The organism is Bradyrhizobium sp. Leo170 (genome assembly GCF_004296405.1).
Taxonomy (GTDB): domain Bacteria; phylum Pseudomonadota; class Alphaproteobacteria; order Rhizobiales; family Xanthobacteraceae; genus Bradyrhizobium.
The window spans coordinates 1-15,576 of record NZ_PSRR01000203.1 but is presented as its reverse complement, the minus strand read 5'-3'; the positions used below and the strand labels follow the sequence as shown (position 1 = coordinate 15,576).

Annotated in this window: 9 protein-coding genes and 5 pseudogenes; 8 read left to right on the top strand and 6 right to left on the bottom strand. The window is 57.7% G+C overall.

The window, feature by feature from the left end; all coding sequences use genetic code 11:
• Positions 1-117, bottom strand: a pseudogene (locus CWO89_RS48135) (IS5/IS1182 family transposase); the annotation flags it as partial.
• Position 118: 1 nt separating this feature from the next.
• On the opposite strand from CWO89_RS48135, the pseudogene CWO89_RS28025 reads away from it, so the two are divergent.
• The 3 genes and pseudogenes from CWO89_RS28025 to nifA all read left to right on the top strand — a co-directional run.
• A pseudogene (locus CWO89_RS28025) lies at positions 119-664 on the top strand (carbamoyltransferase C-terminal domain-containing protein); the annotation flags it as partial.
• A 1,089-nt stretch (positions 665-1,753) separates the two neighbouring features.
• Positions 1,754-2,590: an SDR family NAD(P)-dependent oxidoreductase gene (locus CWO89_RS28015; protein WP_028168866.1), complete on the top strand. Its 837-nt coding sequence runs from the start codon at positions 1,754-1,756 to the stop codon at positions 2,588-2,590.
• Between the two features lie 228 nt (positions 2,591-2,818).
• On the top strand, positions 2,819-4,642 hold the full coding sequence (nifA, locus tag CWO89_RS28010; RefSeq protein WP_028168867.1) for a nif-specific transcriptional activator NifA: 1,824 nt from the start codon (positions 2,819-2,821) through the stop codon (positions 4,640-4,642).
• Here nifA and CWO89_RS28005 read toward each other — a convergent pair.
• The gene (locus CWO89_RS28005; RefSeq protein WP_130228489.1) at positions 4,600-4,785 is read right to left on the bottom strand and encodes a hypothetical protein; all 186 of its coding nucleotides are present in this window, start codon (positions 4,783-4,785) and stop codon (positions 4,600-4,602) included. The two genes, nifA and CWO89_RS28005, sit on opposite strands and share 43 nt — an antisense overlap.
• Before the next feature lie 436 nt (positions 4,786-5,221).
• Here CWO89_RS28005 and CWO89_RS28000 point away from each other — a divergent pair, with 436 nt between their 5' ends.
• From CWO89_RS28000 to CWO89_RS27995, 3 genes and pseudogenes are all read left to right on the top strand, one after another.
• Positions 5,222-6,064: an electron transfer flavoprotein subunit beta/FixA family protein gene (locus tag CWO89_RS28000; protein ID WP_028168869.1), complete on the top strand. Its 843-nt coding sequence runs from the start codon at positions 5,222-5,224 to the stop codon at positions 6,062-6,064.
• A gap of 17 nt (positions 6,065-6,081) precedes the next feature.
• Positions 6,082-6,452: pseudogene (locus tag CWO89_RS49650) on the top strand (electron transfer flavoprotein subunit alpha); the annotation flags it as partial.
• A gap of 79 nt (positions 6,453-6,531) precedes the next feature.
• Positions 6,532-7,830 carry an FAD-dependent oxidoreductase gene (locus tag CWO89_RS27995; RefSeq protein WP_130581829.1) on the top strand — a complete coding sequence of 433 codons (1,299 nt, stop codon included), beginning with the start codon at positions 6,532-6,534 and terminating at the stop codon, positions 7,828-7,830.
• A gap of 14 nt (positions 7,831-7,844) precedes the next feature.
• On the opposite strand, the pseudogene CWO89_RS27990 reads toward CWO89_RS27995, so the two are convergent.
• From CWO89_RS27990 to CWO89_RS27975, 4 genes and pseudogenes are all read right to left on the bottom strand, one after another.
• A pseudogene (locus CWO89_RS27990) lies at positions 7,845-8,163 on the bottom strand (transposase); the annotation flags it as partial.
• Between the two features lie 449 nt (positions 8,164-8,612).
• Positions 8,613-9,515, bottom strand: a complete 903-nt coding sequence (locus CWO89_RS27985; protein WP_130228487.1) for an NAD(P)-dependent oxidoreductase — start codon at positions 9,513-9,515, stop codon at positions 8,613-8,615.
• A gap of 11 nt (positions 9,516-9,526) precedes the next feature.
• Complete coding sequence (locus tag CWO89_RS27980) at positions 9,527-10,207, bottom strand: HAD family hydrolase (protein ID WP_130228486.1); 681 nt, start codon at positions 10,205-10,207, stop codon at positions 9,527-9,529.
• Positions 10,208-10,214: 7 nt separating this feature from the next.
• Positions 10,215-11,804 carry an amidophosphoribosyltransferase gene (locus CWO89_RS27975; protein WP_245474929.1) on the bottom strand — a complete coding sequence of 530 codons (1,590 nt, stop codon included), beginning with the start codon at positions 11,802-11,804 and terminating at the stop codon, positions 10,215-10,217.
• Between the two features lie 1,394 nt (positions 11,805-13,198).
• Between CWO89_RS27975 and CWO89_RS27970 the strand changes: the two genes are divergently transcribed.
• Positions 13,199-14,263, top strand: coding sequence for an ABC transporter substrate-binding protein (locus CWO89_RS27970; protein ID WP_245474928.1), 1,065 nt, complete (start codon positions 13,199-13,201; stop codon positions 14,261-14,263).
• 937 nt (positions 14,264-15,200) lie between these two features.
• A pseudogene (locus tag CWO89_RS27960) lies at positions 15,201-15,576 on the top strand (IS5/IS1182 family transposase); the annotation flags it as partial.

Here is a 15,576-nt window from a genome sequence, read left to right as displayed (position 1 = left end):
AACTTCGATCAGCGTCCCGTCCACCGAAAAATGCTCGTCCGACAATAGCGATTTTACCTGAGAATGGTTCAGAAGCTTGGTCATGAACTTCGTGAACACATCGCCGTTCTGCAGCCGCGCCTACTGGGAGCTTATTAATGCGTTCAAGAGGCGGACGGGCATCCCAGTTCTGCTCAACACGTCCTTTAGCAACGATGCCGAGCCGATCGTGGATTCGGTTGCAGACGCGATTGCCGCGTTTCTGACGACAGAGCTGGATGGACTTGTAGTCGGGCCGTTCCTCGTCAAAAAGCGGGCTGCAATGCTGAAGGATTGGACTGGGCTCGCGGTTTCATTTCCGCCTTATGCACGCCTCTATCGAGTCCGCGCTTACACCGCGCTAGATCGCCAAGAGACCGTGTGCGAGATCCGTACGGGGCCCTCCAGCCGTGACGGTGTGCGTATTTCACATGATGTGTTCGATCTACTGATGCGGATCGAGGGCGAAGCCGTGCTCGGGGATCTCCTTGATACAACTACGTTCGATCAGGCTAGGCGTGAAGCTCTCGTGAAGGAACTGCGGGGATTATGGGAGCAGCGCCGCCTTAAGCTGCATCCTTCACATGCTGCTCTCGCGCATCAAGGTTGCGATCAATGCTGGAGAAAGCATAACAGGCACTCATGAATATGGCCGTGTGCATGTCCCCAAATACAGGGGCAGCTGGGCCCCAGAGGCGGGCTTATCCGGTAGCTGGGTCATGGTTGTAGTCTTGGGCGCTGCGCCACAGCAGCAGCTCTGGACGACGAGCGACCGAGCACGAGAAGTTCCATTCGACATGGTTGGTTCAATTATACGGAGATAAGCGGGTGATATAAAAGGGGTTGGAACAGCTATACGGAGGTTTATCGGTAGTAAGCGCCTACGCGACGTGCGAACCGCTTGTCGCGTCGAGCCGGCGCGACGCAGCTTGCGTAGCCCGCCGAAGAACGTGGCCGCAATGGACATGCGCCTCGGTTGATGCTCGGCGTGCACCTGAGAATTCTTCTCAAAGCCAGGCAAAGATCGATAGCCATCCCGGTATGCCTGAATTCATTTCTCCAACTGGCTTTTTGCTTGCCGTCATTCCTAGAATTGGTAAAACTGATTGTTTTGATCGAATGCATCCACAGTCTGGATAAGTCCAGATCATGCGTTCAGGGCCTCGATGATCTAAATCTGCTCGTCGTGCTCGACGCTCGGGTGACCGAACGTAACCTTACCGCTGCGGCACGAGCATCAACCTGAGCTAGCCGACCGTTGAGGGTTCGCTGCCGCCGATCCTGAGACCCAGTTCGATCACGGAATGATGAATGGAATGACGTGGCCGGTAACCTGGTTCTCAGGAGGGGCGGATTGCTCAACAGCAACACGTCGTTCCCCGCATCGAATGGTGTGAGAGCCAACGAATTCGCCAGCGGTTCTGATATCCGCGCAATTTACGGACCTCGACCGACCGCATTGACAACATTTGCGGCAAAGCCAGCGCGCATTAGGGCCGTGGAGCAAGAGCCGAGCCAAATGGGCAGTGCCGTGCACGTCTTGCAGGACTTGAAAATCGGCTTGGTGTGCACCAGCGTTTGCTGCTGTCCGAAAGCAAACGCGCCCGATGTCCCGAACCCGCCAACCTGTTGCGAACACGACATTGGGCCGCAAAAGGTGCGAGCATTCCTCTGCATCGCACTGGCCCAAATCCTGCACCGCGTTGGCGGGCGAGGGCAAGATGGGAGGTGCGTTTTGAGTCTCGATCTGAGAAACGACGATGCGGTCGCCGGTCCACGGTCGGCGACCGACGTGAGCTGTCCGTTTCACACCGATAGAGCCGGCATCCAGCAGGGAGAACGGAAGACGTTGGTGCTGACCGGGGCGTCGCGCGGCATCGGTCACGCCACCGGAAAGCTGTTTTCGGAAGCGGGCTGGCGCATCATCTCTTGCGCGCGCCAACCGTTCGATGGCGGGCGCTGCCCGTGGGAGTCAGGGGCCGACAACCATGTCCAGGTCGACCTCAGCAACCATCGGATGCTGCCGCGCGCCATCGCCGAGGTCAAGGAGCGCCTCGCGGGCGCGCCATTGCACGCATTGATCAACAATGCCGGAATTTCGCCGAAGACGCCGAACGGTGCACGACTGACGTCCTTGACGACGTCAGTCGAAACCTGGATGAGGGTGTTCCACCTCAATCTGGTGGCGCCGATCCTGCTCGCGCAAGGCCTGTTTGAGGAGTTGAGAGCAGCGTCGGGATCAATTGTCAACGTGACCTCAATCGCAGGCTCGCGGGTGCACCCGTTTGCCGGCAGCGCCTATGCAACATCGAAAGCTGCGCTCGCGTGTCTCACGCGCGAAAAGGCGCACGACTATGCACCGCATGGCATTCGCGTGAACGCGATCGCGCCCGGCGAGATCAAAACAGACATTTTGTCGCCGAACACGGAAGCGCGTCTTGTGCCAAATATTCCGCTGCGCCGGGTGGGCACACCGGAAGAAGTCGCGAAGGTCATCTTCTTCCTATGCTCGGATGCGGCAAGCTATGTCACGGGCACCGAGGTGCCGATCGATGGTGGCCAACACCTGTGATCGACCCCCTACCTGCAACAAAAAATCGCAGCTGATTTGAGTTACATCAATGGAACTCGTGTTTCCACGGAATCCGCGCGACGAGTTCGGAAGAGCAGAGAATAAGCAAATCAAAGCATTGTAAGTTTACCGTCATGCCACGATGAAGGCGCTGTAAGTTTTACCATCGTGCCATAATAAGGGGTTATCTCTTGCGGTCATTCCCTGTAGGGCGAGATCGAGGATGACATGCAACACAATATTCGCAAATCCGAACAGAGCGACAGGGAGGATGGTCATGACAACGGAGACGTCGTCATGCTGCATATCCCTTCCGTACGCGAAAGGCTTAACTCAAACTCCGAGACGGACCACACGGTCCCTATTGTGCCGTCGTATGAGAGCGCGATTATCGGGATCTTCGAAATATCGAAAGTACTCACCGCGCCCTGCCGGCTCGAAGTCACGCTGGCCAACGTTGTTGATCTTCTGCAATCGTTTGTACAGATGCGGCACGGTATCGTCTCTCTATTCCACGATGATGGCGTGCCGGACATTACCGTGGGCGCCGGCTGGAGCGAAGGCAGCGACGAGCGCTACCGGATGCGCCTGCCGCAGAAGGCACTGCAGGAGATCGTGACGTCGGACATGCCGCTCGTCGCCGAAAACGTAGCGGTGCATTCGGCCTTCAGTGCTGCGGACATGGAGGTACTCGGGGCCTCCGACGAGATGCCAGTGTCGTTCCTCGGCGTTCCCATCCGCATCGATGCGAATGTCGTCGGCACGCTGACGATCGACCGAATGCTGGACGAGGCCTCGAGCGTCCGGCTCGACTACGACGCACGGCTGCTCACCATGATCGCCAACCTTGTAGGGCAGACGGTGAAGCTGCATCGGCTGTTCGCGTGTGACCGCGAGCGACTGATGGTGGAGAAGGACCGCCTGCAAAAGCAATTGTGTGAGCTCAAGCAGCCTTCACGGGAGCGCAAGAAGGTCCATGTCGAGGGGATCATCGGGGACAGCCCGGCGCTGCGGGCGCTGCTCGAGAAGATCGCGGTGGTGGCCAAATCAAACAGCACGGTGCTGTTGCGCGGCGAGTCCGGTACCGGAAAAGAGCTGGTCGCCAAGGCGATTCACGAGCGGTCGGCGCGCGCCAAGCGTCCGCTCATAAAACTCAACTGCGCGGCGCTGCCTGAAACGGTACTGGAATCCGAATTGTTCGGTCACGAGAAGGGTGCCTTTACCAGCGCGTTCAGCTCCCGCAAGGGCCGCTTCGAGCTCGCCGACAAGGGGACGCTATTTCTGGACGAGATCGGCGAGATTTCGGCTTCGTTCCAGGCAAAGCTACTGCGCGTCCTGCAGGAGCAGGAATTCGAGCGCGTCGGCGGCAACCAGACCGTTAAGGTCGATGTTCGCGTGATTGCCGCCACCAATAAGAACCTGGAAGAGGCGGTGGCAAGCAACGAGTTCCGCGCCGACCTCTATTATCGGATCAGCGTGGTTCCCTTGCTGCTGCCGCCGTTGCGCGAAAGGCGCGGTGATATTCCGCTCCTCGCCACCGAGTTCCTCAGAAATTTCAACAGCGAGAACGGCCGTACGCTCGACTTCGATAGCAGTGCGATTGAAGTACTGATGAACTGCGGTTTTCCCGGAAATGTGCGCGAGCTTGAGAATTGCGTGCAGCGGACCGCGACCCTTGCACCTGGACCATCGATCGTAAGAGACGACTTTGCCTGCTGCCACGGCCAGTGCCTTTCCGCGATGCTGTGGAAAACCGGATCGGACGAGGTGGCGCTGCAGCCGCGGCCGATCGTATCAGTGCCGATTATGCCCGCCATGCCGCCGGCTGAGGCGGCTATGCCGGTCCCGCCTTTCGGCGGCGACCTGGCTCCGTTGGCACCAGCCGGCGCATCCCTCGTAGGTGGTGCGAAGATCACAGATCGCGAGCGTGTCATCGCGGCCATGGAAAGGTCCGGCTGGGTGCAGGCGAAGGCGGCGCGCCTGCTTGGGCTGACACCGCGCCAGATTGGCTACGCCTTGAGGAAATACGGTGTCGAGATCAAGCGTTTCTGAAAGGATTTGGCGCGCGTCGGGGCCGTGACCATCGGCGGCGCGGGCGCTGCCATCGCCACTGCCTGGGTAATGTCGCAATCGACCATCAGCTCACGCCGGATTTCAGTCGGCGAGATCATCGTCTGCTGGTTGACCGCGTTCAATTCTAAGCCCGCGTCCGCTCATGTGGAGCAACCGCCGCGCGCTGCGGGACTACGAAGGTATCGCCGTGTGCCTCGTGGCCGCAGGCGCCGCAAGCTCGTTGCGACGCGGCGCTTGCTCCTGGTGATGCGAAGCCTCGTCGGTTGCAAATGAGCTCAAGGCTTAGGCTTCCTCATGAGCGCAGCGGGTGCTGCGGTTTCCCGAGGAAGCGAATCCGTTTTGGGCCACCCGCTTTGACCCAGATCAACGATAAATTAAGCCGCGCGAGCCGAGCTGTCGTAGTCAGGACCAATGTCGCAATTCCGTCGCCGGCAAACGTCAGGCTAGGGTGAGATGACGTTTCCAAAAAGCATTGTATCGCTGCTGATTTTGAAATTCGCGCAGTGGTACGAAACTTGCTGTTCTCTTCGCCAGCCATTGCAATGTCTGGAGAAACATATGCACAACGTCGTCTGCATCAAGCAGGTTCCCGACTCGGCGCAAATCCGCGTGCACCCCGTGACTAACACGATCATGCGTCAGGGCGTGCCGACCATCATCAATCCATACGACCTCTTCGCGCTCGAGGCCGCGCTGGAGCTGCGCGATAAATTCGGCGGCGAGATCACCGTCCTTACGATGGGGCCGCCGTCGGCCGAGGACTCGTTACGCAAAGCGCTCACCTTTGGCGCCGATCGCGCCGTACTGCTCACCGATCGCTGCTTCGCGGGCGCCGATACGCTGGCGACGAGTTACGCACTTGCGACCGCCATCCGCAAAATCGGCAAGGAATATGGCCCGCCGGACCTCATCTTCACCGGTAAGCAGACCATCGACGGTGACACCGCCCAAGTTGGGCCCGGCGTCGCGAAGCGGCTAGGTGTGCTGCAGCTCACCTACGTCGCCAAGATCAGTGCCTTGGATCTTGCCGCACGCACAGTTGAAGCGGAACGGCGCTCCGAAGGCGGCGTGCAGGTGCTCCGCACCCGGCTGCCGTGTCTCATCACCATGCTGGAGGCAACCAACCAGATTCGCCGCGGCGCCATGGCGGATGCGTTGCGTGCCGCCCGGGCGCCGATCGTGAAGTGGAACGCGCAGCAGGCCGGCGTCGAGGACATCTCCAAATGCGGTCTCAAGGGCTCGCCGACCGTCGTTAAGCGTGTATTCGCGCCGTCCGCGCGCGCTGAGAAGGCGGTGCTGGTAGAAGCCGCCGAGCAGCCGGCGCAAGCATTGATCGACGCGATCTTCAAGCACCAGCCCAAGCTTGAGACCGATCTTGCGGCGCTGGCCCGCGATGCCTGATCCGAAGAGTCTTGATGATGAGCGATCTGACAGGAGCTCGCGCGTCTCCTGAAGGGCGCGCCGGCAAGAAGGCGCTCGCGGTGAATTTCAACGCAGTATGTCTGGGTCTTTATCGAACAGGAGCGCGGCCAGTGCAATCAGTCTCCTTGGAGCTGAAGCTGAAAGTTGATCTCGCGGAGGTCGTGATCGGTCCGGAGACAAAGGCGACGCGCAGCGCCCGCGGTCGAACTCTGCCACGGCGCCGACCTTCTATCTGGTTGCCGACAACATGCTTGCAGATTGCCGCAACGTGTCCGACACCAAGGCCTTGACCGGCCTTGTCAACACCTCCGAGCCGGAGATCCTGTTGTTGGGAAGCACGATCTTGGGTCGTGATCTCGCCGCCTCCGCCGTCGCCCTATGCAGGCGACCGCGTTGCAAGCGAGGGTAGGTTTGAGAACATGCGCCACTGAACAAAGGAGAGGCCCATGATCGAAGAGAGGTTCGATGCGATCGTTGTTGGCGCCGGAATGGCCGGCAACGCGGCCGCGCTGAGCATGGCCAAGCGCGGCATGAAGGTGCTGCAGCTCGAGCGCGGCGAATATTCCGGATCAAAGAACGTGCAGGGGGCAGTCCTCGATGCGGACATCTTGGAGCAGCTGACGCCAGATTTCCGCGAGAATGCCCCCCTCGAGCGCCGCCTTGTCGAGCAGCGCTTTTGGATAATGGAGAGCCGTTCCCATATCGGGCTGCGCTACCGCTTCAACGATTGCAATCACCAGCGACCGAACCGGTACATCGTCATCCGCCCCGAATTCGACAAATGGTTCTCCTGCAAGGTGAAGGAGGCCGGCGCCACCCTCTTGTGCCAGACTACCGTTACCGAGCTGGCGCAGAACCGCCGTGGCCGCGTCATTGGTGTGCGTACTGACCGACAGGACGGCATAATCCACTCCGACGTAGTGGTGCTCGCCGAGGGCGTCAATGGCTTGCTCGGGACGTGTGCGGGCTTGCGCGAGCGGCCGACGCCCGACCAGGTTGCGCTGGAGGTCGAGGAAATGCACCTTTTGCCGCGCGAGACCATCGAAAACCGCTTCAATCTCAAGCGCGACGAAGGGGTCGTGATCGAGGCCGCCGGCACCATCTCGCGCGGGATGACCGGCATGGGTTTCATCTATGCGAACAAGGAGTGCATCTCACTCGGCATCGGCTGCCTCGTCTCCGATCTCCAGCGAACGGGCGAAACGCCTTACGGGCTGCTCGACCGCTTCAAGCGTCATCCGTCGGTGGTGCCACTAATCGACGGCTCAGAGCTCAAGGAATATTCCGCGCACCTCATCCCGAAAAGCGGCTACAACACCATACCCCAGCTCTACGGCGATGGCTGGGTGGTAATCGGCGATGCCGCCGAACTCGACAGCACCAGCTATCGCGGGCGTTTGAACGTTGCGATGATCTCTGGGAAAATTGCCCCGGAGGCGATCTTCCGTGTGAAGTCGCGCGGCGGCCGCTGCACGTCGAATAGCTTATCATTGTACAAGAAGATGCTGAATGAGTCGTATGAGGATTTAAAAAAGAAGGATATGCCGGCGCTGATGCACACCCAGCCGGACAACTTTCTCCTCACCTATCCGCAGCTCGTCTCCAAAGCGATCCAGAACTTCGCTCGCATTGCCGGCAGGCCAGTGGCGGGGGAGAAGGACGCGGCCTCAAAATCCTCTGGCGATGTGTGGTCATGGACCGGACTCTTCGGTGATGGGTTCCGCTTCCCGCGCGCCTGGCGTTGAAAGAGTATGAGGGTTCAGACTCGATTGATCCAATAGGCGACGATGGCCGCGAGGTAGACGGCAGCATTAGAAGTTCCTGGCGAGTTTGTCGTAGCGAATTGCAACACGCCTGAAATCCTTCTGCCGGCGGAAACAGCGCCTATAACGTTGCGCTTTTTGTCGACGCGTTTGCTGAATCTGTGGAGGATCACCCTGTTGGATTTTGTTTGGAATGACGGGCTTCGCGCCGCGATTGACGATTTCGGCGCGAAAGCCGTCGCCATCGTAGCCTTTGTCCCCAATGAGGGTAGACATGGGAGGTGCGAGTGTCAAAACGGCCGGCCCTGCGGAGACCGTTGGTGCGTACGGGATGAATGTTTGTGACACTGTGAGTTTCCTCCCCGTCTGAGATGGCCGGTTGCGGAAAACCCTCACGCCAGCCTCGCTGTAATTTCGGGCCGGGAATCTGCCGTCATAGACAGTTCCGACCAACCCGTAAGTGCCCTATCTTTTCGGCATATTTTCGGCGACTGCTGTACGGTTGCACAAATTTTCAGGATTTGTCGTTCAGCGAAGCCAATCGCAGATTAAGCGGAACTGTGTTCGATCTTCTGCGACAGCGCCCATCCACCGTCAGCGAAATGTTCAGGGCAGCACCGGTAGGGAAGGAGAAAAGAATCGAAAGCAACATTTGCGGCACCTTGCCGGGTCAGGAACAACCGCCGACTGCCGAAATCGCGACGGTCATCGAAGTCTGCAGCACACCAGTTTTTCGGGTGCTGTTACTATGTCATCCGTTGTCCTCAGAGAAGCGCGAGATGAGGTAAGGTGAGTTCACCTTTGCCTTCGGCAACAGAGGTGTGTAATTTTTGCGCGGCGGCAGTCAGAACCGGCACTGCTATTGCGGTTTCGCCTGCTAACCGCACGGCGCAATCAATATCCTTTGCGGCATTGGTAATGGATATCGCCAAAACATCCGGTCTTTCGCCCAACATAAAGGCTGCGAAATTCTGGAATATTCCGCTGTTGGTCGCGCCGCGACTGACTAACGAGCGTAAGGTTGCAAGATCAACGCCAAGGCCATCGGCAAACCGGCAAGTTTCAGCAGTTACCGCCGCTATGCCCATCGTCATGCCGTTATAGACCAGCTGGAGCTTATGGCCTTGCCCGACATCGCCGACAGGGACGATGTTCTCGCAAAACGCAGCAAGAATACCGGCAGCGATACGGAAACTTTTCCCATCCGATCCAACAACGGCGTTGAGACGTCCTTGCTCTGCATGTTCAGGGCTTCGCGTTACGGGGGCATCTATAAAGGCTAAGCGATGCTTTTGGGCCTGTTCGGCCAAAACGAGCGTTGAAGCAGGATGAGACGTTGTGCAGTCAAGTATCAGACTCTGTCGGGGTAAATGCGCGAACAATCCGTGTTGCCCAAGACAGACTGCCTCAACCTCGCGGCTTGAAGGCAAGGACAAAACGACGACATTTACATGCCTGGCCAATTCAGCAATGGAAGCACGTTCACAAGCGCCCATGCCGATTAAACGTTCCGCACCCCTACGGTTCTTGTTGGCTTTGATATGCAATTCGGCGCCATGACGCAAAAGACTGATCCCTATGCCGGTTCCCATGCGTCCTGCGCCGATCAGGCCGATCTTTTGTCGCGCTGGCATAGGCGTTGCGGTCGATAATGGATTTTCAGTCATGCTCTCGCTCACTATGCATTTCGAAAAAAGCCGGTTTCTTGCAGAACGCGCAGCCGCTTATGATGGTTATCAATGAGGTAGTCCGGCTGCGCCGCATGCAAACGCGACTCGGACACCAACCCGCCGGTAATGGCTACGCTGATCAAGCCAAGATTGCGTGCAATATCCGTTTCGACCGGCATGTCCCCGATGAAGACGGTTGACCCAGGGTTCAGATTGTGTGTTTGCATGTACAGCTGAAGCCGTTCGCCTTTGCTCATGCTTTTGTATTGAGTAGCGCGGCTTTCAAAGGCCAGAACCTCATCGACGCAATCGTCGATTCCAAGCCGTCGCAATTGGGTACGGAGGGGTTCGACTATATGGTTGCTCAGAATGATGGTGGAAACGGCCTGTTGACGCGCCGTTTCCAAAATGCGGCGGGCGCCGTCGCGCAGATCGGCTTTGCTCGCCAGCGGCTCGTAGGTGTCGTGAAAAATAGCGCTGCCATCGCTATCCACTGTTTCGACTTCGCGTTCCGACATTCCGAGATTGCGGTAAAGGACGGAAAGTGGAACGTCGCACTGGTCCAAAAAAGTTTGCATGTCGATGGCAGCGCGGCCGAACCGGCTCAGAATGGCGTTCGTCGTTTGCAGCAAGGCATCGGCATCGTCGAGCAGAGTGCCGTTCCAATCGAATACAAGAGCCGGCTTCATCGTGACCTCAGGCAGCGGATACTTTTGTGAAGGCGAGATCGGCGACCAATCTATTCAAGTTTTCGTTCGCGCGTTTTTGCCCCGCAGGAGTTGGCATCTCGACCGTAAACGGAGATAGATCGATTCCATCATGCCCCTGCGGCAGCAAGGATACGAGAGAATGAAAGGGCAGATAAGTGACGCTGGCAGCATTGATGGACAAAGCAATGTGCCTTTCGATCACCGTGAGCGTTTGCGACTCGATTTTATGGAAACGCAGACTGTTCTGTCGCGCTTCGGGTGGCAATGTTTTCCAGACTTTCCAGAACGCTAACTCATCAATCGTGTCGATACCCATGCCGTAGTAATTTGGCGCTACGATGGGCGGAGAACCGATTGCCCAATGCACAGCCTTGGCCCCGGCGGCAAGGAGCATTTCCGTCACTGCCCGGCTTGTATCGCCGCGAATGAGCGCCTCATCGGCTATAATTATGGTTCGGCCTGTAACGTCTTTGCTTGCGACCCGGTACTTTTGCGCGATAAGCGATTTGCGTTCGCCAGCGATGCCTATGAGCGTGCGCTCCGAACAGCATGTTGCGATCACTTCGTGCCTTTGAACGAGGGCACCCTGTTGTTCGGCCAGAGATGCGAATAGAACATCGGCATACGGCTTTCCCGTACGCGGCATGGAAGAAACGATGATGGGGGCGGAGCCCGTTTCGACCACTAAAGTCGGCGAGATAATTCGACCCAGGGTAACGCCTATATTGTGACGGGTGCTCAGATGAGAGTGGCCTCGTATCGACGTTTTCGTATTTCCTAGATAGAGCGTCTCATAGGCGCAAAGCTTTGGGCTGTGTCCAGCACGGCCAACAAAGCGAGTGATGCAATCTCCCGTTTGTCCGTCCACATACTTGATGTGACTTGGCAATATCTCGTCCGCTTGGCCTTGTAGTCCGGAGAAAGCGCAATTTTCGGAGGCAAAGAGTACAAAACCGTCTTCGGTTTTCATGAATTCCAAAGGCCGCAAATCACTACGATTGCGGAAAGCAGTTAGATTACCTTGACCATCCAATAAAAGTGCGATGATGGCCCCATCAATACGGACATCAATGTCACGAAAGACTTTCTCGTAATCAACCGGCAAAGCGTGCTGCCAATAGTCTTTTTGACAAATGCGCTCAATAAGCTTGAGCGGAAGCTCTGCATCCGTTCTGCTGCCAAACCGATAGCCTTGGGCAAGCAGTTCTTCCTTAAGTTCATCAGCGTTGGCCAAAGCGCCGTTCAAACAAACGGTCAAGTGGCGATGGCCGGCTTTATGGTTGTCAAGGGGCTGGACGTCGCCGTCACTGTTCTCCCGGGAAGATGGAGTACGAATATGTGCTATCGCTACATGTGGCCTGAAATTCGCACCCTGTTCATCATAATCAATCGTTGCGAAGTCGCGTGGTGGCCGACATGACTTTGTATATTGAAAACCTTTTGCATGCATGAACGCGGCAACGCCGAACCCCGCCTGTCCACGGTTTTCAAGCTTCGGAACCATGTGCTTGAGCCGATCGTAAACCGTCTTTTGTGAACGGCTTGGCAACAGAAAAGCGCCTGCAATACCGGACATGCTTCGCTCCTTTGGACAACGACTGTTACCGTGTCATCGTTTGACGCTGCGTGTTGTTGTGTTCAACCGTGTCCGGTTGAAGACATCCATGTCCGGAGCCAGACACCAAGGCGGAAGGAATCCGGCGGCTCGGCGCGAAGCACATGGTCTTGCCCTTCATCAAGCAAGGCTCGTACCAGGGCTTTGTCGGCGCGCCTGAAGCTGCCTCTCACGACGCTGTCTCAGTCGCGGCAGGTTCGTCATGCAAATAGTCGCGACAATCTAGCTTTCGTAGGCAGGGGAAAGGCGAGAGTTATCCAGCATTCGCCGGCTTAGGAGCCGCAGTCTTGGCTTACGTCATGGTTGGTGCACTGCGCGCGGTGCATGCGAGTCGAATGCGGCGAACAGTATCAGGAACGATATGTGTGGGATCGAAAAGAACTGCACCGAATATGAAGGTAAATTCGAATGGACCCGAAGCGGCGGGCCCGGTACTGGTTGAATAGCGTGTGTAGAGGAGTTTCAGCTTATGCAGCAGAGGTGTGCGCAGCTGGGCTGCAGATGTGCTCAGCGGTGCACCTTCGCTGCAGGAATCCTATTATCGTTCAGAAGGCTCGGGTGATACGATCGCACACTGGGAAGCTTGACCAACCCGATGCTCAACATGCGAACAACTCCGGAGCTGGCGCCGCCGAGACGGGGCCGGCGTGGGAAAAGGGCGAGGGCTGACGCTGCCGAGTGATCCGGCGAACGCGAACATTCAACCATAGCAGCATCCAAGCCTTCGCCATGCGCGGGCGCTCCAATCGTGATGCCATAGCCGACCGAACGGCGAACCGCGGCGCGGCATTTCATCTTCGAGATGAGCGATCGGCACGAATCGTATCTGGTCCTCAACAACCTCCGCCTCCCGGTGCCCACCCTCGTCGAGCGGCAGCCCGACGATGAACGTCTTTGTGAGATTCCAGCCGCCATTCTTGATATCGTACAACCGAGGAGCACGTTTGTTCTCAGCGGCAAGTTCTTATCGATCCGGTACATAAGCCGACTATCGAAAAATGAGATCTAGACTCGACGCCTTGGTACGACGGCTTACTGGCGCCAGATAAAGTGGGGAAGGAGCCGTATAACTGCACGAGATCAAAATTAAGACCGGAATTGTGCAACATGAACCGACAGGTTGCGACGTAGCCTGCAACTTCAGCCCCGGTGTGGCTCGCTCTGCTTGCTGATCCGCGTTTATTCTCCCCTTCTGCGGAAATGCCCGAAGTGTCCGACGTTACTCAATCTTACCCAACCTCGGTTGGAAAGCCCGCTTAAGACGAGAATAAATTACAGGTAGCCTGCTCGGCACTGCGGCCCTGGAAGAGGAGGGCGCGTGGGCTTACGGGCCAAAGAGCCCATTGGAGGGAAGCATGCCAAGGAAGCTCGCTGCTTTTTGCGGCCATTTGGCGAATTTTGCCAGAGGCGCTCTTATTTGCTCGACGCTTCTGACCGGAGCGGCCATTCCCCTTCAGCAAGCCAAAGCAGACGACGTCAACTGGAGGCAGTTCGAAGGTAGTTCGATCGTCTGGGCATACGACATTCATCCCTATGCTGACGCCGTCGCGGCTCAATTGCCGGAGTTCGAAAAGCTAACCGGTATCAAGGTGACGCCTGAGCTTTATCCGGACGACGCTTATTGGAATAAGCTAACGATCCAACTGAGCACAAAATCTCCGACTTGGGAAGTCGTGGGGACGGGGGTTCAGCTAGCCTGGGATCTTGCGCCAGGCCAGTTGCTCGAGCCGCTCGATCGGTATCTGACCGATCCGAAACTCACCGCATCAAACTATGACTACAAGGATTTCTTTCCCGCGCTGCGGGATGCGCTAACCTGGAAGGTGACAGATGGGCAGATCGAAGCGGGAAGCGGTCGGGTGTGGGCCGTTCCGCACGGCTTCGAGAACATCCAGCTATTCTACCGTAAGGACATCCTCGACAAATTCGGCATCAAGGTGCCGACGACTCCGCCGGAGATGTCCGCCGCATGCGCAAAGCTAAAAGCTGCGGATCCCGCACTCACGCCGTTGGGCGTACGCTTTTGGAGCAGCATCCACACGGCTGCGATCTCGATTGCCAAATCTTACGGAGTGCATGATTTCGTCATTAAGGACGGCAAGCTGGACACGGGTCTCGACTCACCTGAGTCAATCGCCTTCCACAAGGACTATGTGGACATGATCAAGAAGTGCGCGGGTCCGTCCTTTGCTAACGACAACTGGTATCAAGTGGTCGATGGCATCAACTCAGGACGCACGGCGATGGCAATCGATTCCAACATGGTTGGCTTTTGGAACGACGTGGCCGGCAAGCCGGCCTCGGGTAAGATCGCATTCGCACCCCCCTTGCGCGCTCAAAACGGCAAAGACTTCGAATCCAACATCTGGATATGGTCGCTAGCGATGAACGCCGCTTCCAAGAAGAAGGGAGCAGCCTAGCTGTTCATCCAATGGGCAACCTCAAAGCAGGTTGATCTGAACGGCGCTGTTGCCGGCAAGCTCGTCAACTCCGCGCGCGGATCGACGTGGGCCGAAAAGACCTGGGTCGAATATGCAGCAAAGCCGGAGTTCAACAACTTCCTCGACACGTTTAAGAAAGTACAAGACAGGGCGGCATTGGCCTTCAACCTCAGCTGTTTTAGGCTCCGTGAAATCCGAACAGCCATCGGCGATCGCGCTCCCGACGCGCCTTGAACCGATCCAGACATTTCCTGGAGCACAGCGCAGTGCGCCACGAGTAATATCGGATCAGGCCAAACTTCCCGCCGCAGACGGCGCAGCACTTCGCTGCAGGTTGGTGAGAGCATTGGGAGCTATCGCCCATCTTTATCTCCTGTAGGTCTCGCGTCGGTGATAGCTTCCCGGGATTTCTGGTTCGCGGTCGCACCGCGCGCACAAATGAAGTGCGGCTGCGGGGTCATTGTGATCCGCGCGGTCATGCGGAAAATAGGGCAGCGGAAGCAGCGCTTCAGTCTCATATGCAGCCTCCCAGGGCAAAACAGCGGCTTCTTCTCTGTCGCGCGCGTTCCACGTGCGGACCGCTGGGATCGTCGCGATTGCGTCGATCTTCCCTGTAATCGCCGGGCAATCGACTTTTGCTGATTGGCCCAAGGCTAGGTCCATCGCAACTGAACGCTCAATTGTACGGGGGTAGGCGAGCGCCATGACAAGGGATGGAAGTGCCATACGAAGGTTTGTAGCTGCTCTCCCTTGCGCCATCGGCATTTGCGCCCCGCTCTTCGCGACGAGACGGCGTATTGACGGGGGGCTGCGCGGTGACCGCGCGTCCATCGTCCGGAGCCGGGTGCGCGTCGATCAGCGAACAGGCGCAGATTAGCAAACCTGTGACAGACGGGCGCCGGTCGCCAACTGAATTGCCCAAATTGCTCTACCTCGGGGCGTCAAAACCGATGCCTCCAAGCGCGCCAACCGGGCCTTGAAGATGCTCAGAACCTATCTCGGTCGCGTCATCCGTGATATTGCCCGCAAGATCGAAGGCCGCACCGGCTTGCTTGGCGAGATTGTCCTCGAACGCATGCTGGCGCTGGCGCGACGGGTGCTTGACCAGAAGCAGCACCAGCGCGGCCCCAAGGTCTACTCGCTGCACGCGCCGGAGGTGGAGTGCATCGGCAAGGGCAAGGCCCACCGGCCCTACGAGTTCGGCGTCAAGGTCTCGGTGGCCACCAACCTCGCGCCCGCCAAGGGCGGTCAGTTCGTCACCCATGTGAAAGCGCTGACCGGCAACCCCTATA

Bases quoted from the DNA above. Each gene is read 5' to 3' on its own strand.
- CWO89_RS27970 (WP_245474928.1), top strand. From the start codon at position 13,199: ATGCCAAGGAAGCTCGCTGCTTTTTGCGGCCATTTGGCGAATTTTGCC.
- CWO89_RS28000 (WP_028168869.1), top strand. From the start codon at position 5,222: ATGCACAACGTCGTCTGCATCAAGCAGGTTCCCGACTCGGCGCAAATC.
- CWO89_RS27985 (WP_130228487.1), bottom strand. From the start codon at position 9,515: ATGACTGAAAATCCATTATCGACCGCAACGCCTATGCCAGCGCGACAA.
- CWO89_RS27980 (WP_130228486.1), bottom strand. From the start codon at position 10,207: ATGAAGCCGGCTCTTGTATTCGATTGGAACGGCACTCTGCTCGACGAT.
- CWO89_RS27995 (WP_130581829.1), top strand. From the start codon at position 6,532: ATGATCGAAGAGAGGTTCGATGCGATCGTTGTTGGCGCCGGAATGGCC.
- CWO89_RS27975 (WP_245474929.1), bottom strand. From the start codon at position 11,804: ATGTCCGGTATTGCAGGCGCTTTTCTGTTGCCAAGCCGTTCACAAAAG.
- nifA (WP_028168867.1), top strand. From the start codon at position 2,819: ATGCAACACAATATTCGCAAATCCGAACAGAGCGACAGGGAGGATGGT.